Origin of the sequence: Dactylosporangium sp. NPDC005572 (assembly GCF_040605515.1) — a bacterium.
GTDB lineage: Bacteria > Actinomycetota > Actinomycetes > Mycobacteriales > Micromonosporaceae > Dactylosporangium.
In genome coordinates this window covers 1-19,676 of sequence record NZ_JBEXCY010000006.1, presented here as the reverse complement: position 1 = coordinate 19,676, position 19,676 = coordinate 1, and the positions used below count along the sequence as shown (strand labels likewise).

Annotated in this window: 19 protein-coding genes; 12 read left to right on the top strand and 7 right to left on the bottom strand. The window is 71.6% G+C overall.

Going from position 1 to position 19,676, the window contains the following annotated elements; translation table 11 throughout:
* Nucleotides 1-6: 6 nt before the first annotated feature.
* Both ABZS66_RS04830 and ABZS66_RS04825 read left to right on the top strand, forming a co-directional pair.
* A complete protein-coding gene (locus tag ABZS66_RS04830; RefSeq protein ID WP_354755197.1) occupies nt 7-1,356 on the top strand; it encodes a Xaa-Pro peptidase family protein in 1,350 nt (449 codons plus the stop codon).
* A complete protein-coding gene (locus ABZS66_RS04825) occupies nt 1,356-2,732 on the top strand; it encodes an NADP-dependent succinic semialdehyde dehydrogenase (protein ID WP_354755195.1) in 1,377 nt (458 codons plus the stop codon). The genes ABZS66_RS04830 and ABZS66_RS04825 overlap by 1 nt, the downstream gene beginning before the upstream one ends.
* 48 nt (nt 2,733-2,780) lie before the next feature.
* On the opposite strand, the gene ABZS66_RS04820 is transcribed toward ABZS66_RS04825, so the two are convergent.
* Nucleotides 2,781-3,458: a GntR family transcriptional regulator gene (locus ABZS66_RS04820; protein ID WP_354755194.1), complete on the bottom strand. Its 678-nt coding sequence runs from the start codon at nt 3,456-3,458 to the stop codon at nt 2,781-2,783.
* Entirely contained in the window at nt 3,451-3,963 is a 513-nt protein-coding gene (locus tag ABZS66_RS04815) for a VOC family protein (protein WP_354755192.1), read from the bottom strand. The genes ABZS66_RS04820 and ABZS66_RS04815 overlap by 8 nt, the downstream gene beginning before the upstream one ends.
* A 155-nt stretch (nt 3,964-4,118) precedes the next feature.
* On the opposite strand from ABZS66_RS04815, the gene ABZS66_RS04810 reads away from it, so the two are divergent.
* From ABZS66_RS04810 to ABZS66_RS04800, 3 genes are all read left to right on the top strand, one after another.
* A complete protein-coding gene (locus ABZS66_RS04810) occupies nt 4,119-6,305 on the top strand; it encodes a thiamine pyrophosphate-dependent enzyme (RefSeq protein ID WP_354755190.1) in 2,187 nt (728 codons plus the stop codon).
* Nucleotides 6,298-7,674 carry a dihydrolipoamide acetyltransferase family protein gene (locus tag ABZS66_RS04805; RefSeq protein ID WP_354755188.1) on the top strand — a complete coding sequence of 459 codons (1,377 nt, stop codon included), beginning with the start codon at nt 6,298-6,300 and terminating at the stop codon, nt 7,672-7,674. Before ABZS66_RS04810 ends, ABZS66_RS04805 begins: the two co-directional genes overlap by 8 nt.
* 249 nt (nt 7,675-7,923) lie before the next feature.
* Nucleotides 7,924-8,874, top strand: a complete 951-nt coding sequence (locus ABZS66_RS04800; RefSeq protein ID WP_354755186.1) for a class I fructose-bisphosphate aldolase — start codon at nt 7,924-7,926, stop codon at nt 8,872-8,874.
* On the opposite strand, the gene ABZS66_RS04795 is transcribed toward ABZS66_RS04800, so the two are convergent.
* Genes ABZS66_RS04795 through ABZS66_RS04775 form a run of 5 tightly spaced genes read right to left on the bottom strand, consistent with a single transcriptional unit; the run spans nt 8,849 to nt 12,906 of the window.
* Entirely contained in the window at nt 8,849-10,033 is a 1,185-nt protein-coding gene (locus ABZS66_RS04795; protein ID WP_354755184.1) for a GAF domain-containing sensor histidine kinase, read from the bottom strand. The genes ABZS66_RS04800 and ABZS66_RS04795 overlap by 26 nt on opposite strands.
* Nucleotides 10,030-10,698, bottom strand: a complete 669-nt coding sequence (locus ABZS66_RS04790) for a response regulator transcription factor (protein ID WP_354755182.1) — start codon at nt 10,696-10,698, stop codon at nt 10,030-10,032. Before ABZS66_RS04790 ends, ABZS66_RS04795 begins: the two co-directional genes overlap by 4 nt.
* Nucleotides 10,685-11,464, bottom strand: coding sequence for a hydrogenase nickel incorporation protein HypB (gene hypB, locus ABZS66_RS04785; protein ID WP_354755180.1), 780 nt, complete (start codon nt 11,462-11,464; stop codon nt 10,685-10,687). The genes ABZS66_RS04790 and hypB overlap by 14 nt, the downstream gene beginning before the upstream one ends.
* A gap of 1 nt (nt 11,465) precedes the next feature.
* Entirely contained in the window at nt 11,466-11,807 is a 342-nt protein-coding gene (locus ABZS66_RS04780; protein WP_354755178.1) for a hydrogenase maturation nickel metallochaperone HypA, read from the bottom strand.
* A gap of 49 nt (nt 11,808-11,856) precedes the next feature.
* On the bottom strand, nt 11,857-12,906 hold the full coding sequence (locus ABZS66_RS04775) for an AraC family transcriptional regulator (protein ID WP_354755176.1): 1,050 nt from the start codon (nt 12,904-12,906) through the stop codon (nt 11,857-11,859).
* 316 nt (nt 12,907-13,222) lie between these two features.
* Between ABZS66_RS04775 and ABZS66_RS04770 the strand changes: the two genes are divergently transcribed.
* Genes ABZS66_RS04770 through ABZS66_RS04740 form a run of 7 tightly spaced genes read left to right on the top strand, consistent with a single transcriptional unit; the run spans nt 13,223 to nt 19,548 of the window.
* Nucleotides 13,223-13,795: a DUF1641 domain-containing protein gene (locus ABZS66_RS04770; RefSeq protein WP_354755174.1), complete on the top strand. Its 573-nt coding sequence runs from the start codon at nt 13,223-13,225 to the stop codon at nt 13,793-13,795.
* Nucleotides 13,796-13,810: 15 nt separating this feature from the next.
* Nucleotides 13,811-14,782: a hypothetical protein gene (locus ABZS66_RS04765; RefSeq protein ID WP_354755172.1), complete on the top strand. Its 972-nt coding sequence runs from the start codon at nt 13,811-13,813 to the stop codon at nt 14,780-14,782.
* A gap of 47 nt (nt 14,783-14,829) precedes the next feature.
* Nucleotides 14,830-16,434: a nickel-dependent hydrogenase large subunit gene (locus ABZS66_RS04760; protein ID WP_354755170.1), complete on the top strand. Its 1,605-nt coding sequence runs from the start codon at nt 14,830-14,832 to the stop codon at nt 16,432-16,434.
* 14 nt (nt 16,435-16,448) lie between these two features.
* The gene (locus ABZS66_RS04755) at nt 16,449-17,255 is read left to right on the top strand and encodes a hydrogenase maturation protease (protein WP_354755168.1); all 807 of its coding nucleotides are present in this window, start codon (nt 16,449-16,451) and stop codon (nt 17,253-17,255) included.
* An 8-nt stretch (nt 17,256-17,263) separates the two neighbouring features.
* Nucleotides 17,264-17,464 (top strand): hypothetical protein, encoded by a 201-nt coding sequence (locus ABZS66_RS04750; protein WP_354755166.1) that lies wholly within the window; start codon nt 17,264-17,266, stop codon nt 17,462-17,464.
* The gene (locus ABZS66_RS04745; RefSeq protein ID WP_354755164.1) at nt 17,457-18,674 is read left to right on the top strand and encodes a hypothetical protein; all 1,218 of its coding nucleotides are present in this window, start codon (nt 17,457-17,459) and stop codon (nt 18,672-18,674) included. The genes ABZS66_RS04750 and ABZS66_RS04745 overlap by 8 nt, the downstream gene beginning before the upstream one ends.
* Nucleotides 18,667-19,548, top strand: a complete 882-nt coding sequence (locus tag ABZS66_RS04740) for a NifU family protein (RefSeq protein ID WP_354755162.1) — start codon at nt 18,667-18,669, stop codon at nt 19,546-19,548. Before ABZS66_RS04745 ends, ABZS66_RS04740 begins: the two co-directional genes overlap by 8 nt.
* The last annotated feature ends 128 nt before the right edge of the window (nt 19,549-19,676 follow it).

The following is a 19,676-nucleotide window of genomic DNA, read 5'->3' as shown; positions in this document are numbered from 1 at the left end:
CACACCATGGGGACAGCCACCTTCGGCATGAACGTCGTCGACTGGGAGAGCCGTGTCGACGTCGACCGGCTGCGCCGCGAGCGGCTGGCGAAGCTGAAGCACCGGTTGCAGCAGTCGGAGGTGGGCGCGCTGCTCACGTTCGACTTCCACAACATCCGTTACATGACGGCGACGCACATCGGCACCTGGGCGATGGACAAGATGATCCGCTTCGCGCTGCTGCCGCGCGGCGGCGAGCCGGTGCTGTGGGACTTCGGCTCGGCGGCCCGCCACCACCAGCTGTACGCCCCGTGGCTGGACTACCGCACCGGCGACGACGCCGCCGAGGGGGCCCGCGGCACCAGCGGCGCGCGCGCCGGCATCTCGGTGCTGCGCGGCGCGTTCCACCCCGACGCGGGCATCGCCGAGGCGGTCGCGCAGAAGATCTACGAGGAGCTGGAGCGCTACGGCCTGCACACCGCGCCGGTCGGCGTGGACGTGGTGGAGATGCCGGTCCTGCAGGCGTTGCGCGCCAGGGGCATCGAGGTCGTCGACGGGCAGCAGGTGTTCCTGGAGGCCCGCCGGATCAAGACGCCCGACGAGATCACCCTGCTCACCACGGCGGCGTCCATGGTGGACGCCGCCTACGACGAGCTGTACGGGTTCCTGCGTCCCGGGGTCCGGGAGAACGAAACCGTCGGCCTGGTCGCCAAGCGCCTCTACGATCTGGGCTCCGAGCACGTCGAGGGGGTCAACGCGATCTCCGGCGAGCGCTGCTCCCCGCACCCGCACGTGTTCAGCGACCGGCTCATCCGCCCCGGCGACCCGGCGTTCTTCGACATCCTGCACAGCTTCATGGGGTACCGCACCTGCTACTACCGCACGTTCGCGGTCGGCAGCGCCTCCCGCGCGCAGGTCGACGCCTACAAGCGCTGCCGCGAGTACATGGATCAGGCGATCGAGCTGGTGAAGCCGGGCGCCACCACCGCCGACATCGTCAGCGTGTGGCCCACCGCGCAGGAGTTCGGCTTCGCCGACGAGGAGGCCGCCTTCGCCCTGCAGTACGGCCACGGCGTGGGCCTGTCGATCTGGGAGAAGCCCATCTTCAGCCGGTTGGTGTCGCTGGAGCACCCGGAGGTGCTGGAGGAGGGCATGGTGTTCGCGCTCGAGACGTACTGGCCGTCGGCCGACGGCGTGGGCGCCGCGCGTATCGAGGAGGAGATCGTCGTGACCGCCGACGGCGCCGAGGTCATCACCAAGTTCCCGGCCGAGCAGCTGCTGGTCGCCGGGCAGCGCTACTACACGACCGCCGGCCCGCTGCCGCTGCAGCGCCACGCCCAGTCGCACATCAACAACCGGGACGGAGCGGGCAGCTGATGGCCATCGCGACGGTCGACCCGGCCACCGGCGTCGTCGAGCGCACCTTCACGCCGATGTCCGCCGCGGACGTCGAGGAGGCACTGGCCCGCGCCGCGCGGGCGGCCGCCGCCCTGCGCCGCACCAGCTTCGCCGAGCGCGCCGCCTGGATGCGGGCCGCAGCCGACCTGCTGGAGGCGGACGTCGCGACACTCGCGGCGACGATGACCCGGGAGATGGGCAAGACGCTCGCGTCCGCCGAGGCGGAGATCCGCAAGTCGGCGCGCGGCTGCCGGTTCTATGCGGAACACGCCGAGGCGATGCTGGCCCCCGAACCGGTCGACGCCGCCGCGGTCGGCGCGGTGTCGGCCTGGTCGGTGTACCAGCCGCTGGGCGTCGTGCTCGCCGTCATGCCGTGGAACTTCCCGGTCTGGCAGGTGCTGCGCTTCGCCGCGCCGGCGCTGATGGCCGGCAACGCCGGGCTGCTCAAGCACGCGTCGAACGTACCGCAGACCGCGCTGTATCTCGGTGCGCTCTTCGCGCGGGCCGGCTTCCCGGCCGGCGCGTTCGGGACGCTGCTGATCGGGTCGGCCGACGTGGAACGGGTGCTGCGCGACGACCGGGTCGCCGCGGCCACGCTGACCGGCAGCGAGGCGGCCGGCCGGTCGGTCGCACGGATCGCCGGCGACGCGTTGAAGAAGACTGTCCTGGAGCTCGGCGGCTCGGACCCGTTCCTGGTCCTGCCGAGCGCCGACGTCGCGCGGGCGGCGGCCACGGCGGTCGTCGCGCGGTGCCAGAACAACGGGCAGTCCTGCATCGCCGCCAAGCGGTTCATCGTGCACACCGACGTGTACGACGAGTTCGTCGCCGCCTTCACGCGTGGCATGGCGGCCCTGCGGGTCGGCGACCCGGCCGACCCGGGCACCGACGTCGGGCCGATCGCCACCGAAGCGGGCCGGGCCGAACTGGAGGAGCTGGTCGCCGACGCGGTCGCCAACGGCGCCGAGGTACTGACCGGCGGCTACCGGCCGGCCGGCCCGGGCTGGTTCTACCCGCCGACCGTGCTGGCCGGTGTCGACCCGTCGATGCGCCTGTACCGCGAGGAGACGTTCGGCCCGGTGGCCACCGTCTACCGGGTCGCCGACCTGGACGAGGCGCTCGACCTGGCCAACGCCACCGCCTTCGGTCTCGGTGCGGCCGTGTGGACCACCGACGACGCCGATCGCGCCCGGTGCGTCGCCGAACTGGAATGCGGCGCCGTCACCGTCAACGGCATGACCGTCTCGTATCCGCAGCTGCCCTTCGGCGGCATCAAGACCAGCGGCTACGGCCGGGAACTGGCGGCTGCCGGCATTCGCGAGTTCTGCAACCTCAAAGCGGTGTGGATCGGACAGTAGGCCGTGTGCGGCCCGGCCCGCGCGACCCGTCGCGCCGGCCGGGCCCGCTCAGCCGTTCGCGGTGAAGATCTCCGGATGGTGTGACAGTTCGACTCTCGTACGCCGGATGTGTCCCTCCAGCACCCGGCCGGCGTCCACGACGTCGCCCCGGCGCACGGCGTCCAGCAGCAGTTGGTGCTCGGCGTTGACGATCCAGCGCCGCGTCTCGCCGATGATCGTCATGAACGCCCGGCGGTAGTACTGCGTGGAGTTCCACAGCCGGACCACGATGCCCGCGAGCGGCTCGACCTCGCAGCGTGAGTAGGTCAGCAGGTGAAACTCCCGGTCCAGCCGCAGGAACTCGGTCACGTCGGTGTTTCGCTCGATCGCGCGCTGCAGGGCCTCCAGCTCCGCGATCACCTCGTCGTCCAGCCGGGGCAGGCTCTCGGCCAGCGCCAACGGTTCCAGCCGTTCGCGCATCCGGTACACGACGTCGAGCTCCCGGGCGCCCAGCCGTGGCACCCAGGCGCCCTTGTTCGGCTCCTGTTCGGTGAGGCCCTCGGCGGTGAGCATGCGCAGCGCCTCCCGGACCGGGAGGCGGCTGGCGCCGAGCCGCTCGGCGATCTCGCTCTGGCGGATCCGGTGCCCGGGCGGGATCTGTCCGTCGAGGATGGCCTGGCGCAGGTAGGCGGCCACCCGCAGGCTCGCCGCCGACCCGGCTGCGCCGTCGGTCATGTCGTCAGTCACGTCCATCGTTTGCCGACCCCGCCCGGTCGAACGCCTTGCCGTCCGGATAGGACACCAGCTCGAATTGCATTCCCCACGGAGCCAGAAAGTACACCCATCGCTGCCCGGCGCTGGGACCAGAGCTGGCGGTCGGGTCGCCGAGCACGGTCACGCCGCACCGCCGCAGGTAGTCGACGGCGGCGTCCAGGTCGTCGACGTAGAGGGCGACATGGTGGCCGCCGATGTCGCTGTTGCGCGGCGGGTGCGGGTCCTGGTCCGGCGCTTCGTAGTGGAACACCTCGAAGATCGCCTGGCCGCCGCAGCGGAAGAAATGCAGCCGGCGCATGACCGCGCGCGGGCCGACGCCAAGATGCTCGGCCATCCAGTCGTCGTCGCGCTCGAACGGGCCCAGCGAGTACAGGTACTCGCACCCGAGCACCTCGACCAGGAACCGCCGGGCCTGCTCCAGGTCGGGCACGGTGAAGCCGATGTGGTCGACCCCGGTCAACCCTGGCAGCGTTGCCATGAACACCTCCGTATGGATCCATTTTGGCATTCATACCAGCACGCAACCCCGAAAAACAGCCGTCGTCGTCTTGAGATTGGATCCATACACTGCGAGACTGCGGCGGTGCGGCCACTCTGCGCCGCCGCGATGCAGTAGTGAAGGGGTGCAGTCACATGCCCGAGCGCCGCCCGCTCACACCGGACCAGCCGTGGGTCGAGTTCACCGTCACCGACGCCGACTGGGACGCCGCCGCACCGGAGCTCCTGACCTCGATGTACAGCCAGCTGATCCTGATCCGGACCTTCGAGCAGTACGTGCTCCAACTGGCCGCGGAAGGGCTGGTCCACGGCCCCGCCCATTCCAGCATCGGGCAGGAGGGAGGCGCCGTCGGCTCGATCCTGGCGCTGCGCACCGGGGACACGGTCAACGGTTCACACCGCGGCCATCACCAGTTCCTGGCCAAGGCCCTCGCCCACGTCGAACCGAAGGGCATCGACCCGACCGCCGACTACTCACCAGAGGTGCGCGACGTGGTGTTGCGCACCCTCGCCGAGATCTGCGGCCTGGACCGCGGCTGGAGCCACGGCCGGGGCGGCTCGATGCACCTGCAATGGAAGCAGGCCGGGGCGATCGGCACGAACGCCATCGTCGGCGGCGGTGTCCCGCTCGCCGCCGGATCGGCGTGGGCGCATCGCCGCGCCGACACCGGCGCCGTCGCCGTGACGTACTTCGGCGACGGCGCCATCAACATCGGCTCGACCCTGGAGACGTTCAACCTGGCCGCCGCCTGGCGCCTGCCGCTGTGCTTCTTCGTGGAGAACAACCACTACGCGGTGTCGACGACCGTCGACGAGTCGACCGCCGAGCCGCGACTGTCCGCCCGTGGGCCTGGCTTCGGCATCCGCAGCTGGCGCGTGGACGGCATGAACGTGCTCGCCGTGCACCTGGCGATGCGGGAGGCGGTCGAGGCGATGCGCGCCGGTGACGGCCCGACCCTGGTGGAGGCCGACGTCTACCGGTACTACCACCAGAACGGCCCGTTCCCGGGCAGTGCGTTCCGCTACCGCACCCGCCAGGAGGAAGACAGCTGGCGCGCCCGCGACCCGATCACCCAGCTCGAGGGGCACCTGGCCCGGCGCGGCATCCTGTCGGCGGCGCAGCAGAAGGTCGCCCTCGACCGCGCGAACCAGCTGCTCGCCGAGACCGGCGGGGTACTCCTCGAACCGGCGCCGGGCGGCAAACCGCAGGAACGGCGCATCCGGCCGGCCGAGTGGCCGGACCCTGCCTTCGTCGACGTCGGCGTGCGCGGGGACCTGTCCGAGTTCGCCGGCGTCCGTACCGCCGACCGCGACGACTACGGCACGACGGCAACGATGAAGTTCGTCGACGCCGTCGCCAGGGTGATGGACCGCCGGATGGCCACCGACGAGCGGATCGTGGTGATGGGCGAGGACGTGCACCGGCTCAGCGGCGGCACCAACGGCGCCACCCGCGGCCTCAAGGAGACCTACCCGGACCGGGTGCTCGGCACCCCGATCAGCGAGAACGCGTTCGCCGGCCTGGGCGGCGGACTCGCCTTGGACGGCCGGTACCGCCCGGTCGTGGAGTTCATGTACGCCGACTTCATGTGGGTCGCGGCCGACCAGCTGTTCAACCAGATCGGCAAGGCCCGGCACATGTTCGGCGGCGACGACCCGGTCCCGCTCGTGCTGCGCGCCAAGGTCGCCATGGGCACCGGCTACGGCTCCCAGCACTCGATGGACCCGGCCGGCGTCTTCGCCACCGCGGCCGGCTGGCGCATCGTTGCACCGTCCACGCCGTTCGACTACGTCGGCCTGATGAACAGCGCGCTGCGCTGCCAGGACCCGGTGCTCGTGCTCGAACACGTCGACCTCTACCCCACCACCGGTGAGGGACCGGCCGGTGACTGGGACTACTGCCTGCCGGTCGGTCGCGCCGCGGTACGCCGCACCGGCTCCGCCGTCACCGTGCTCACCTATCTGGCGATGACCGGCACGGTGCTCGACGCGGTCGAGCAGACCGGCGTCGACGCCGAGGTGATAGACCTGCGCTGGCTCGACCGGGCCAGCATCGACTGGGACACCATCGGCGCCAGCGTCCGCAAGACCAACCGGGTGCTCATCGCCGAACAGGGCGCCCTCGGCACGTCGTACGGTGGCTGGCTGGCCGATGAGATACACCGGCGCTGGTTCGACTGGCTCGACGCGCCTGTCGAACGGGTCACCGGCGGCGTCGCCTCCCCCAGCATCAGCAAGGTGCTCGAGCGTGCCGCCATCGCCGGTACCGTCGACGTCGCCCGCCGCCTCACCGAGCTCAACGGCGGTGGTGATCGTGGCTGAGCTGCTGCGCATGCCGGAGATTGCGGCGAACACGGAGGAGGCGATCCTGGCCGGCTGGCCGGTTGCCGAACGCGAGCCGTTCGCCGCCGGCGCCGTCATCGCCACCATCGAGACCGCCAAGGCCGCCGTCGACGTCGAAGCCCCCGCCCCTGGCGTGATCCTCCGCGTGCTGGTCGCCGAGGGAGCCAGCGTCCAGGTCGGCGATGCGATCGCGCTGATCGCGCACCCCGATGAAACGGTTGACGACGTTGACGCCGCCCTGACCCGCCTCGGCTTCGCCGCTGCGCCCGCGCCCGTTGACGTCGGGGCCGCTGTACCGATGGCCGGAAACGGCACGGCCATAGCGGCATCGGGTGTCACCGGGTCGCGTGTGGACAGTGCCGGTGGGCGGTCCCGGGTGTTCGCCAGCCCCTTGGCGCGCAAGTTGGCGCGGGAGGCCGGCATCGCCTTCGAAACCCTGCAGGGGTCGGGTCCGCACGGGCGGGTGGTGCGGGCCGACGTCGAGGCGGCGATTGCCGACCGCGGGCGCGCCGTGGCCCCGGCCCCGCCCTCGGCCGCGGGCTCCGCATTGACCTCAACCTCGGCGTCGACCGCAGACTCGAGCGTGGCCCAGGACTCCGCCCCTGCCGCAGTCGTCGCCCCGGTGGCGGCTGCCGGCAACGGGCGGGCGGCAGGCGCAGCGCCGGCGGGAACCGGCCTGGTGCCGCACTCTCGGCTGCGCCGGGCCATCGCGCGCCGGCTCACCGACAGCAAGTCCAACGTGCCGCACTTCTACCTGCGCGGCAGCGCCCGGGTCGACGCGCTGCTCGCGCTGCGGGCAGAGCTCAACGCCGCCGCCCCGGTGAAGGTCTCGGTCAACGACCTGATCGTCAAGGCGGTGGCCCAGGCGCACACGGCAGTCCCGGCCGTGAATGTCATGTGGACCGACGACGGCATGCGGGTGTTCCCGGCCGTCGACCTCGGCATCGCTGTCGCCACCGACGGTGGCCTGGTCACCCCGGTACTGCGGGCGGTTGACCGGATGGGCGTGAGCCAGGTCGCCGCGGCGGCCCGGGACTTCGCCGAACGCGCCAAACAGGGCGGCCTCAAGCAGGACGAACTGGAGGGCGGCAGCGCCACCGTCACCAACCTCGGCATGTACGGCACCGAGGAGTTCGCCGCGATCATCAACCCGCCCCAGTCGATGATCCTCGCCGTAGGCGCGGCCCGCCGGGAACCGGTTGTCACCGACACCGGCGACCTCGCCCCCGCCACCGTCCTACGGGTGACCCTCTCGGTCGACCATCGCGCCATCGACGGCTCCCTCGCCGCACAGTGGATGCGCGCCTTCGTCGCGATTCTGGAGCAGCCACTGCGCATCGTCTGCTGAGGACGGCGACGCAGCCCCGGTCCGGAGAACCCCGACCGGGGCTGTGCGTTGGAATGCGCCGGAATCCCGGCCGGGGCAGCAGTTGGGTCTTGAACAGCGACGCGCGGGGAGGCCACCTCGGGCCGCGAGGCGGAGCAGCCGGGAGGGGCGGCCGGTCGCGGCAACGGCCCGGCAAGGGCCTGGCACCACCCATCGGTTCACCCATCGGTGCGACTCGCACCGGCCCGCCACCCGTTTATGGTGCCCGGCATGGCGACGATTGGAGAGATCACCCGCGAGCTCGTCGCTACCGGACGAGGAATTCTCGTGGCCGACGACTACCCGCCGGCGTTCCGGGACCTCGTCGTCGCCGCACCCGGGCTGGAGGCCGCTGTCGCGGGCGTGGTGGTACCGGTGGAGGCTGTGGGGCGCGCCGCGGACGGGCTGCGCGCGTGCGGTGTGCTTACCGGGGTCGCCGCCGACACCCGACTGGCGCCGCTGGCCGGATGCCCGGGGGAGTCGGTCGCCGAGGGACTGGACAGTCTGGACGGCCGTCTGCGCCGGGCCGCCGCGGCCGGGGCCGCGTTCGCCCGCTGGCGGTCGCGGGTGACCATCGACGACGGGCGGCCGACGATTGCGGCGATCCGGGCCAACGCCCTGGCCCTGTCCCGGTTCGCAGCCGCCGTCCAGGAGATGGGGCTGGTCCCGATCGTCGAGGTGCGGGTCGATGCCGCCGGGTTGCAGCCGATGTCCACAGTGGAGTGTGTCGTCGGCCTGGTCCTGATCGAGGTGCTCTCCGAACTGGTCCAGTTCGGCATCGACCCCGGCGGTCTGGTGCTCGCGGCGGCCCCGGTGCTGGCCGGCCCGCGGTGCCCGGCACCGGTGACGCCGTTCGATGTCGCCGCGGCGACCGTGTCCACCCTGTCCGACGTGGTACCGGCGGAACTGGGCGGCCTGGCGATCGTCGACCGTGGACAACCGGCCGAGGTGGCGCTGGCCAACCTGGCGGCGATCCGGCGCCGGCCCACCCCCTGGCCGCTCACCTTCTGCTTCGGGCCGGCGCTGCTCGGCCCCGCCCTGGCCACCTGGTCGGGCGTCCCGGACGCGCAGCGAGCCGGCCGTGGCCGGCAAGCCTTGGCGCAGCAGCTGGAAACGGCCGTGGCGGCACTGGCCGGCATCGACGACCTGGAACGGCTCAACGGCCCGGCTTCGGGCGGCTGAACGGTCGGAACACGTTGGGCACCCGCACCTCGATCATGGTCCCCTCGCCGGAGCGGGACCGGATGAGCAACTCGCCGCCGATGAGGTGAACCCGCTCGGCCATGCCGTGCAGGCCGTGCGGGACGGTGGCCGCCGGTGCCTGCGGCGGCCGGCGCTGCGTAGGTTCGAAGCCGCGACCGTCGTCGCTCACGGTCAGCGCGACCATGCGGCCGTGCCGCACCAGCCGGATGACGGCGCGGCCGGCAGCGGCGTGTTTGACGATGTTGTGTACCGCCTCCTGCGCGACCCGGAACAGGGAGGTGCAGACATGGTCGGGCAGCGGAAGGTCCTGCGCGTCCACCTGGATCGGCAGATTGGGCACGGAGCGGGCCAGGCTGACCAGGCCGGCGGCGAGACCGTGGTCGTCGAGCACCGGGCTGCGCAGCCCGGTGATGGCGCTGCGGGTCTCGTCGAAGGCGAGGTCGGCCAGCGAACGCGCCGCGTCGACCTGAGCCACGACGTCGACGATGTCCCCGTCGCGCAGGGCGGACTTCGCGGCCGAGAGGTGGAAGCTGAGGCTGGCGATCGCCTGCGTCACACCGTCGTGGAGGTCGCCGGCGATCCGGCGGCGCTCCGCCTCCTGCATCGCCACCGTGGTTGCCACCGCGTTGTCCCACCGGTCGCGGTAACCGCCGGCGAGGGTGGCCACGGCCGACAGGTGCATGCGCAGCCCGACCAGGTCGGCCACCGCCTGCGCGGTGTCGACGTCGGTGTCGCTGAACGCGTGCCGTCGGCGGCTGAACACGGCCAGCACGGCGACGCTTCCCGCGTCGGGCACCCGCGCGGGTACGCACAGCCGGGACACCGGTTCACCGGCGCCCAGGCCGAGCAGCTCACGGTGGCGCGGGTTGCGGGGGTGGTCGTCGACCAGTACGACCGGGATCCCGTCGGCCGCCACCCGGCCGGTCACGCCGAAGCCCCGCGGCAGGCGCAGCTCGGGCCCGTCCGGTGCGGGGTGGCCGGCCGTGAGGGTCAGCTCGCCGTCGTCGGTGACCCGGAACACCAGGCATCCGTCGGCGGCCAGGGTGCCGGTGAGGCCGCGGGCGACCCGGTCGAGCACGGTGGCGAGCGACGGCTCACGGGTCACCCATCGACGGACATCGTCGATGAGGTCGGTCAATGGAAGAGTCCTTCGCGCAGCGCGACCGCGACGGCCGAGCCGCGGTCGTTGACCTCGAGCTTGCGGTACAGGCCGCGGAGGTGCGTCTTCACGGTGTCGTCGCTGACCACCAGCCGCGCCGCGATCGCCTTGTTCGACAGGCCGCCCACGAGCAGCGCCAGGACCTCGCTCTCGCGCTGGGTGAGACCGAGCCGGGCGCCGGGCCAGAACTCGCCCGAGCGCAGGTGCGCGGCGGTGGCGGCCACCCGCCCGGCCAGGCCGGGGTCGATGACGACGTCGCCCAGCTGCACGCTCTCCAGGTGCCGCACCAGCTCGTGGTCGTCGATGCGCTTGAGCAGGTACCCGGACGCGCCGGCCCGCAGCGCCTGGTAGAGGTACTGCTCGTCGTCGTACACGGTCAGGAAGACGACCTTCGTCGTCGGCGCCACGGTGCGCACGGCCCGGCACACGTCCAGGCCGCTGCTGTGGCGCAGGCGCACATCGCAGAGCACGACGTCCGGTGGCTCCTGGCGGACGGCCTCGACCGCGGCCGCCTCGTCGCTCACGGAACCGATCACCTCGACCGCTTCCGGAAACCGCGACAGCATCGCGCGCAGGCCGTGCAGGACCATCTCGTGGTCGTCGACGAGCAGCACCCGGATCGGGCTGCGGTCAGCCGGGGGCACCGGACACCACTGCGGACGGTGTGTGGCTGGTGCGCAGCCAGGCGCACCACTCGTCGATGCCGGCACCGGTGCGGGCGCTCACCTCGAGCACGGTGGCCTTCGGGTTGACCGCGCGGAGGTTGGCCCGGAACAGCGCCATGTCGAAGTCCAGGTGGGGCAGCAGGTCGATCTTGTTGACGATGACGAGGTCCGCCGCGCGGAACATGACGGGGTACTTGAGCGGCTTCTCCTCGCCCTCGGTCACGGCGTAGATCATGGCCCGGACGGATTCGCCGACGTCGAACTCGGCCGGGCAGACGAGGTTCCCCACGTTCTCGATGACGATGAGGTCGAGCTCGGCGAGGGGGAGCCGGCCCAGCGCCGAGCGGACCATCGGCGCGTCGAGGTGGCACTCGCCGCCGAACCCGGCGCCGGTGTTCACCAGCGTGATGGCGGCACCGAACCCTTCGAGCCGGTCGGCGTCGAGGCTCGTCTCGATGTCTCCTTCGATGACCCCGACCCGCAGATGCCCGGCCAGGCGGCGCAGGGTGTGCGCCAGCAGCGTGGTCTTGCCGGCGCCGGCCGAGGACATCAGGTTGACCACGTACAGGCCGTGCGCGGCGAAGACGGCCCGGTTCTCGGCCGCGCACCGGTCGTTCTCGTCGAAGATGCGCTCCAGTACCTCGACCCGCTCGGCGCCGGTGGCGTATCCGGAGTGGTCGTGCCCCGCGTGGTCGTCGCGGTGCTCGTGTTCGGTGCCGTCGTCATGGCGGTGAAAGCGACCCATGTCATGCTCCCGCGAGGTCGAGTGAGGTGATCAGGAACTCCTCGCCGGTGACCACCTCGAGGTCGACGCCGGCGCACGACGGACAGGCAAAGACCGGGGTGGCGCCCAGTTCCTGCCGCTCGCCGCAGGCGCGGCAGGCGAGCCGGGCCGGCACGTGCTCGACGTCGATGCGCGAACCGGCGAGCGAGGTGTCGGCGGTGAACAGCGACCAGCAGTACACCAGGGTGTCCGGAACGATCTGGCGCAACTGTCCGATGCTGATGTGGATGGTCTGTACCGCCCGTCCCTCGGCGTGGCGCGTGACGACGTCGGCGATGGCTCCGCAGAGCGACAGCTCGTGCATCGGCGGCTCCCGGTGGTTTGAGTGTGGAAAACGGCAGGTCGGCCGCTGGCTACCTGCGCAGCGTTTCTGACGGGGACTCGCCCCATCGCTTCCGGTACAGCACCGCGAAGCTGCCGAGGTGGTTGAACCCCCAGTGCTGGGCCACGTCGGTCACCGTGATCCCGTCCGCCGGGTTGGCGTCGAGGAGCTCCTGGCGGGCCCGCTCCAACCGGCGGTCCCGCAGGTAGGCCATGGGCGTGCAGCCGAGCTCGTCGCGGAATCCCTGCTGGATCGAGCGGATACTGCCGCCCGTGCTCTCGGCGAGGTCGGACATGGTGATCGGCTCGGACAGGTGCGCTTCGATGTAGTCGAGGGCGTTACGGACGGCCCGCCGGCCGGGGCGGGTCGGCGCGACGGCGAGCAGCGAGTGGTAGTTGGATCGCTGGACCAGCAGCAGGCTGCTCATGATGAACTCCTCCAGCGACCCGATTCCCTGCCCTTTCTGGGCCAGGGAGCCCTCGTAGAAGACCTCCGTGTGCAACTGTTGGACGGCCCCGTTCCACCGCATCGCCGGGGCGGTGGTGAGGTCGAAGCCGGGCTCGAAGCCGACCGGGTGCGACAGTACGCGGCCGATCAGCCGCATGAGATGCCGTTCGAGCGCGTCCTGCCGGATGTGCACGATCAGCTGTGGTGAGTCGTGGTCGAGCCGTAGTTGCAGACGGTCCTGCGGGTTCGTCACGAGGGCCAGCACGGTGTTGGCCTCGATGCCGAGGCCGTTGATCGTGCCGACCGCACGGCCGTTGGTCGGCATGTGGACGGCATAGTACGGCCCGCACTGTTCGATGTCGAGCGTGGCCGCCACGTGCAGGTCGAGGTAGAGCAGGCTGATGTCGCGCAGCCGCACGCCGTGCAGGTTGGCCGCGAAGCCGCGGGCGCCGACCTCGCCGAGTGTCAGCCGGGTGGGTGCCAGGGTCTTGCCGATCAGGTGCTCGGCCTCGCCGGTGTCCTCGGTGTAGAAGACCTCGTGGCCGGTCAGCGCCGGCGGTACCCCGCGCGAACGGATCCGTCGGCGTACCGGCTCCAGCGTGCGCCGGGTATCGATGAAGGCGAGCCTCGACAACCGGGACAAGCAAATCCCCACCCTCCGTGGCTGGCTGAGGTTTCGCAATCATGACAGTTGCGTGCCGGATCGGGTACCCCCGGACGGCGGCTGTTGTGTGGCTTATGTCAGTTATGCCGGGCCGTCCGGCGTACGAAAGCTGCGTTTTTTGGATAGCCCTCGGGGTGCTCACCGCGAAAGTTGCGCGAACTCGATAGGAGCTGCGTTTTCGCGATAGGCACTGATCAGCCGGTACGCCTAGAGTCCGGTGCCTCGGCGTAACGCAACGGAAATGCGCTGGATGTGACCACAAGTTCCGGACAGTTCGGAGGCACCCGTGGTTTCTGCCCTGGACACCAACCTCGACGCCGGCGGGCCGCCGGAGCCCATCAACGACCTGCTCGCCCGGCTCGCCGAGCCGAGGACGGTCGAGTCGCTCAACCGGCTGCTCGACCATCTCGACCTGCTGGCGCTGCTGGTGGTGGGGCTGGACGGGCTGCTGAGCCGGGGTGACACGATCGCCGACTCGATCGGCGAGGCGGTGCGGGAACTGCGCCCGGCCGGTTCGTCCGTCGACGTCGGGCAACTGCTCGACATCGGGCAGCAGTGCGTGGCCGCCGCCCCGGCGGTACTCACCATGCTGCCGGTGCTGGAGAGCGTCGCGGCCTCCGAGCTGAGCGACCCGCGCCTGATCGACCTGGCCTCGACCGTCTCCCGCGCCGCGGTGCGCGGCGCGGCCGAGGCGAGCCGCGAACCGGCCCCGAAGGCCGGACTGCGCACGCTGTGGCGCGCCTACCGGGACGAGGACGTCGCGCGTGCGCTCGCCTTCGTCGTCACCATCGCGAAGGCCCTCGGCCAGGAACTCGCCGCCGGCCCCAACGCCGGCAACACCCAGTCCTCGCACGCCTGACCCGGAAGGAACGCGATGTCGTCAGTGCTCTGGTTCCAAGGCGGCGCCTGTAGCGGGAACACCATGTCGTTCCTCAACGCCGAAGAGCCGAACGTCGTCGACCTCATCACCGATTTCGGCCTCGACCTGCTCTGGCACCCGTCCCTCGGGCTCGAGCTGGGCAACAACGCCCAGCAACTGTTCCGCGACTGCGCGGACGGCACCCGGGCGCTGGACATCTTCGTGTTCGAAGGGACCGTCATCAACGGGCCCGACGGGTCCGGCCGCTACGACATGTTCGCCGGCCGGCCGATGAAGGACTGGGTCATCGACCTCGCCGCGCAGGCGAGCGTCGTGGTGGCCATCGGCGACTGCGCCGCGTGGGGCGGCATCCCGGCGATGGCCCCCAACCCGACCGACTCGACCGGCCTGCAGTTCCACAAGCGGGAGAAGGGCGGCTTTCTCGGGCCGTCGTTCCGCTCCAAGTCGGGGCTGCCGGTCATCAACGTCCCGGGCTGCCCGGCCCACCCGGACTGGATCACGCAGATCATCGTGGCGCTGGCCACCGGCCGGGCCGGCGACATCGCCCTGGACGAGCTGCACCGGCCGCAGACCTTCTTCAAGACGTTCACGCAGACCGGCTGCACCCGGGTGCAGTTCTTCGAGTACAAGCAGTCCACCACCGCGTTCGGCGAGGGCACCCGGACCGGCTGCCTGTTCTACGAGTTCGGCTGCCGCGGCCCGATGACGCACTCGCCGTGCAACCGCATCCTGTGGAACCGCCAGTCCTCCAAGACCCGCGCCGGCATGCCGTGCACGGGATGCACGGAGCCGGAGTACCCGTTCTTCGACCTCGCCCCCGGCACGGTGTTCAAGACGCAGAAGGTCAGCGGCGTCATCCCGCGCGAGGTGCCCGAGGGCAGCGACCACCTCACCTACATGGCCCACGCCACCGCCGCCCGGATCGCGGCGCCGCAGTGGTCGAAGGAGGACATGTTCGTCGTCTGACGCGGGCCTCCCGCCCCGTCCCCGTATCAGCCTCTGGAGGAGGACCCATGACGGCAGTGGACCTGTTCGTCAGCCCGCTCGGCAGGGTCGAAGGTGACCTCGACGTGCGTGTCACCATCGAGGACGGCGTGGTCACGTCGGCATGGACCGAGGCGGCGATGTTCCGCGGCTTCGAGATCATTCTGCAGGGAAAGGACCCGCAGGCCGGCCTGATCGTGACCCCGCGCATCTGCGGCATCTGCGGCGGAAGCCACCTGTACAAGTCGGCCTACGCGCTGGACACCGCGTGGCGCACCCACCTGCCGCCCAACGCGACCCTGGTCCGCAACATCGCCCAGGCCTGCGAGACGCTGCAGAGCATCCCGCGGTACTTCTACGCCCTGTTCGCCATCGACCTGACGAACAAGAACTACGCCCGTTCGCCGCTGTACGCCGAGGCCGTGCGCCGGTTCGCGCCGTACGTGGGCGCCAGCTACGGCCCGGGCGTGGTGCTCTCGGCCAAGCCGGTCGAGGTGTACGCCATCTTCGGCGGGCAGTGGCCCCACTCGAGCTTCATGGTGCCGGGCGGGGTGATGTGCGCGCCGACGCTGTCGGACGTCACCCGCTCCATCGCCATCCTCGAACACTGGAAGGTCAACTGGCTGGAGAAGTACTGGCTGGGCTGTTCGATCGAGCGCTGGCTGGAGAACCGGACCTGGGAGGACGTGCTCGCCTGGGTGGACGAGAACGAGGCCCAGCACAACAGCGACTGCGGCTTCTTCATCCGGTTCTGCCTCGACGTGGGGCTGGACAAGTACGGCGCCGGCGTCGGCAACTTCCTCGCCACCGGGACGTACTTCCAGCCCGACCTCTACGAGAACCCGACCATCGAAGGACGTAACGCCGCGCTGATCAACCGCTCCGGTGTCTACGCGGCCGGCCGGTTCAGCGAGTTCGACCAGGCCCGGGTCCGGGAGGACGTGACCCACTCCTTCTACGAGGGCACCGAGGCGCGCCACCCGTTCGAGGGTGAGACCAAACCGCTGGACCCGGCGCTCGCCCGGGCGCAGGGGAAGTACAGCTTCGCCAAGTCACCGCGCTACGACGTGCCCGGCCTCGGCTACGTGCCGTTGGAGGCGGGGCCGCTGGCCCGCCGCATCGCCGCCGGCGCGCCGGGGGCCGCGGCGCACCAGGACAACGACCCGCTGTTCCTGGACATCATGGCCAAGAAGGGGCCGTCGGTCTTCGTCCGGCAGCTCGCGCGCATGCACGAGGCACCCAAGTATTTCCAGTGGGTCCGCAAGTGGCTGGACCAGATCGACCTGCACGGGTCGTTCTACACCAAGCCGACCGAGTACGCCGAGGGCAAGGGATTCGGCTCGACCGAGGCAGCCCGCGGATCGCTGTCGGACTGGATCGTCATCGAGGACGGGAAGATCGCGAACTACCAGGTGGTCACGCCGACCGCGTGGAACATCGGCCCGCGCGACGCGCAGGAGAAGCTCGGCCCGATCGAGCAGGCACTGGTCGGATCGCCCATCGTGGACCAGGACGACCCGGTCGAGCTCGGCCACGTGGCCCGCTCGTTCGACTCCTGCCTCGTGTGCACGGTGCACGCCTACGACGGCAAGGGCCGCGAGTTGAGCAAGTTCGTCATCAACGGGTCGGTCTGAGGGGCGGCGGACACATGAGCGAGCCGGTGGCGTACGTCGACGAGATGGCCAGCTGGTCGCCGTGCGCCCTGCTCGTGGTCGGCTGCGGCAACCTGCTGCGCGCCGACGACGGCGTCGGGCCGATCCTGATCCGGCACCTGTGGGAAGGCGGCGTACCGGACGGGGTACGGCTGGTCGACGGCGGCACCGCCGGCATGGACGTGGCCTTCCAGATGCGCGGCGCGCGGCGGGTGATCCTGATCGACGCCTGCGTCAGCGGCGGCGAGCCCGGGACCGTGTACCGGCTTCCGGGGCCCGCCGTGGAGGAGCTGCCGCCACTGTCGGGGCTGCACACCCACTCGTTCCGGTGGGACCACGCCCTCGCGTTCGCCCGCTGGCTGCTCGGCGAGGCGTACCCACAGGACGTGACGGTCTATCTCGTCGAGGCGGCCGACTTCACGCCCGGCGGGGAGCTCGGCCCGGCCGTCCGAGCGGCGATGGGGCGGGTGCTGGCCATGATTCGGGACGAGCCCGCGTTCGCCCCCGACGAGCTGACCGTCGAGTTCACCGCGGACGGGTACCTGCGTCTCGACGCCGGGCCGGCCACGCGGTACTTTCCCGCCGACGCCGCCGTCGTGCTGGACAAGGACGACGAGGTGTGGCTGCTGCCGCTGCGCGCCAGTTCGAGCGGAGGCCTGCTGCTCAAGCAGCGCAACGCGGCCGGCGACCGGAGCGTGCTGGTGCGCGAGGCGCTGCGCGACAACGTACCCGTCGGCTCCCGGCGGGCCCGCTGGGACGGCGGGCAGGGTGCCCTGCGCATCCGGCGGAACGCGAACCGGTGAGGACCGCCATGCCCGAGTACGCATCCGGTGTCGAGGCGGTCGTCGTGCCCGAGAAGGGACAGTGGGCGGTGGACATCGTCGTGTTCTTCGCCGACGGGGTGGTGCGCAAACGCATCGCCACCTACAGGACCGAGGCGCTCGCGCGGATCAGTGCGAACTGCATCCGCCGCGGCGCCGAGCGTGACATCGGAGGACCGGTCAATGGCTGAGCCCCGCCGCCCGCTGCCGATCGGTGCGTTCCCGCTGCCGTTCGGGTTCCTGCTGCTGCCGCCGGAGCCCGAGCTGGAGCCGATCCGCGAGGGACTGCTCGCCGGTTGCCTGCCCGAGGTCTGGCCGCCGGCCCTGCGCCCGCACCGGCTCGCCCTGCTCGGCGACGACGAGGCGGCACTGCGGGCACTGACCGGCGACGACGCCGTCAGCCGGTTCAACCGGTTCGTGCTCGACCCCGACTCGGCCGACCCCGGCGAACTGCGGGCGGCGCTGGGCGACCAGCTCGCCCCGCTCGTCGACGTCGTCGCGTTCGCCGTCGGCCGTACCGACGCCCCGCCCGATGCGGCCGGGCTGACCGGCGAGCTGGCCGCGATGGCGCTCGCCGCCCAGGCGGTGGCGGCCCTCGCCGCGGATGACAGCGCCGGTGCGGTGTCCCGGCTGGACCGGGCGATCGAAGCGGCCGCGCCGGTGTCCTCCGCACTCGCCGGCGTGCTGCACGGGGCGATCGCGCAGGCGCACAAGCACGGCGGCGCGCTGGAGGCCGCCATCGAGCACCTCACCGCCGGCATCGGCCTGCTGACCGGCACCGACCTCACCCTCGGCTGTGCCGAGCAGCACGTCGAGCTGGCCGCGACCTACCAGGAGCTGGCCGCGCAACGGCCGGAGCTGGTGACCCGCGCGGTGCACCACTACCACTGCGCGCTGCAGCTCGTCACGCGGGAGCAGGCACCCGAGCTGTACGCGGCCGCGCACGCCAACCTGGGCACCGCGTACCTCACCATGCCGATGGTGGAGGCGTCGGACCAGCTGCGGCTCGGTGTGGCGATCGGCTCGCTGCGCGCCGCCCTGACCGTGTACGGGCGGGACACCCATCCCCGGCAGTGGTCGAGCGTGCAGCTGAACCTGGCCAACGCGCTGGTGTACGCGCCGTCCACGCACCAGGGCGACAACCTGGTCGAGGCGGTCGAGCTGTACGAGGCGGTGCTCGCCGTCCGGGACCGCGACCGCGATCCGCTCGGCCACGCCCGGGTGCTGGCCAACCAGGGCAACGCGCTGGCCCATCTGGGCATGTTCGAGCACGCCCGCGGAAAGCTGGTGGAGGCCCGGTTCATTTTTGAGGAGTTCCACGAGTACGACGCGGTCACCTCGGTGCGCGGGCTGCTCGACGAGATGGCCCGGGCCGCGACGAAAGCGGACGCCGATGCCTGAGGGAACCTCGTTCGAAGAGCTGGCGAAGGCGGTCGACGACGCTGCGGCAGCGGTGGCGCAGCTGCACGGCGCGCCGCGCCGGGCCGCGGACGACCTGCGCACCGCGATCGAGGCCGCACACCGGGCGGCGCTGGTCACCATCGTGCGGCGCCTGCGGGCCGACGAGGCGGGCCGGGCGCTGCTCTTCGAGTTGGTCGACGACCCGATGGTGCGGCTGCTGTTCTCCCTGCACGGCATCATCCGGCCGGATCCGGCGACCGCCGCGCGGGCCGCGCTCGAGGAGATCCGGCCCGGCCTGCGCGGCCACGGCGGCGACGTCGAACTGGTGCGTATCGAGGAGGGCACCGCGTACGTGGCGCTCTCCGGGGCCTGCAACGGCTGCTCGATGGCGTCCGTCACCATGCGCAACAGCGTCGAGGAGGCGCTGTTGCGCGCGGTACCCGCCATCAGCTCGGTCGAGGTGGTGCCGAGCGAGCCCGGCCCGGCGCTCATCCCCCTGTCGGCGGTACGGCGGCGCGAGGACACGCCGGAGGAACTGGCCAGCCACGGCTGGGTGCACGCGGTGCCCGCCGCGCAGGTGCGGGACGGCAAGGTGACCGCGCTGAAGCTCACCCAGCCCGACGGCCGGCCGGCGCCGGTCATCGTGGTGCGGATCGGCGACGGCCTGGCCGCCTTCGACGACGAGTGTGCCCACCAGAGCCTGCCGCTCGGCTCGGCCCTGGTCGACGCCGAGGCAGGGACGCTGACCTGCCCATGGCACGGGTTCTGCTACGACGCGCGCACCGGCGAGTGCCTGAGCGCGCCCGGCGCCACGCTGGAGCAGCGCCCGCTGCGGGTGATCGCCGGCGACGTCTGGGTGCAGGTGGTCACGTGAAGACGGTCCGGTTCCGCACCGCCGCCCAGCGCCTGGCGGGGCCCGCCGAGGCGGAGCCCGCGGGCGACGCGGCCGGCGGCTGGCGGCCCGAGTGGTGGCTCGGCGCTCCGGCGGCGGGCGGTCTCGCC

Excerpts from the sequence above, each read along its gene's own strand:
- ABZS66_RS04815 (WP_354755192.1), bottom strand. The coding sequence starts at position 3,963 with ATGGCAACGCTGCCAGGGTTGACCGGGGTCGACCACATCGGCTTCACC.
- ABZS66_RS04800 (WP_354755186.1), top strand. The coding sequence starts at position 7,924 with ATGGCGACGATTGGAGAGATCACCCGCGAGCTCGTCGCTACCGGACGA.
- ABZS66_RS04810 (WP_354755190.1), top strand. The coding sequence starts at position 4,119 with ATGCCCGAGCGCCGCCCGCTCACACCGGACCAGCCGTGGGTCGAGTTC.
- ABZS66_RS04760 (WP_354755170.1), top strand. The coding sequence starts at position 14,830 with ATGACGGCAGTGGACCTGTTCGTCAGCCCGCTCGGCAGGGTCGAAGGT.
- ABZS66_RS04745 (WP_354755164.1), top strand. The coding sequence starts at position 17,457 with ATGGCTGAGCCCCGCCGCCCGCTGCCGATCGGTGCGTTCCCGCTGCCG.
- ABZS66_RS04825 (WP_354755195.1), top strand. The coding sequence starts at position 1,356 with ATGGCCATCGCGACGGTCGACCCGGCCACCGGCGTCGTCGAGCGCACC.
- ABZS66_RS04755 (WP_354755168.1), top strand. The coding sequence starts at position 16,449 with ATGAGCGAGCCGGTGGCGTACGTCGACGAGATGGCCAGCTGGTCGCCG.
- ABZS66_RS04780 (WP_354755178.1), bottom strand. The coding sequence starts at position 11,807 with ATGCACGAGCTGTCGCTCTGCGGAGCCATCGCCGACGTCGTCACGCGC.
- hypB (WP_354755180.1), bottom strand. The coding sequence starts at position 11,464 with ATGGGTCGCTTTCACCGCCATGACGACGGCACCGAACACGAGCACCGC.
- ABZS66_RS04740 (WP_354755162.1), top strand. The coding sequence starts at position 18,667 with ATGCCTGAGGGAACCTCGTTCGAAGAGCTGGCGAAGGCGGTCGACGAC.
- ABZS66_RS04750 (WP_354755166.1), top strand. The coding sequence starts at position 17,264 with ATGCCCGAGTACGCATCCGGTGTCGAGGCGGTCGTCGTGCCCGAGAAG.
- ABZS66_RS04830 (WP_354755197.1), top strand. The coding sequence starts at position 7 with ATGGGGACAGCCACCTTCGGCATGAACGTCGTCGACTGGGAGAGCCGT.
- ABZS66_RS04765 (WP_354755172.1), top strand. The coding sequence starts at position 13,811 with ATGTCGTCAGTGCTCTGGTTCCAAGGCGGCGCCTGTAGCGGGAACACC.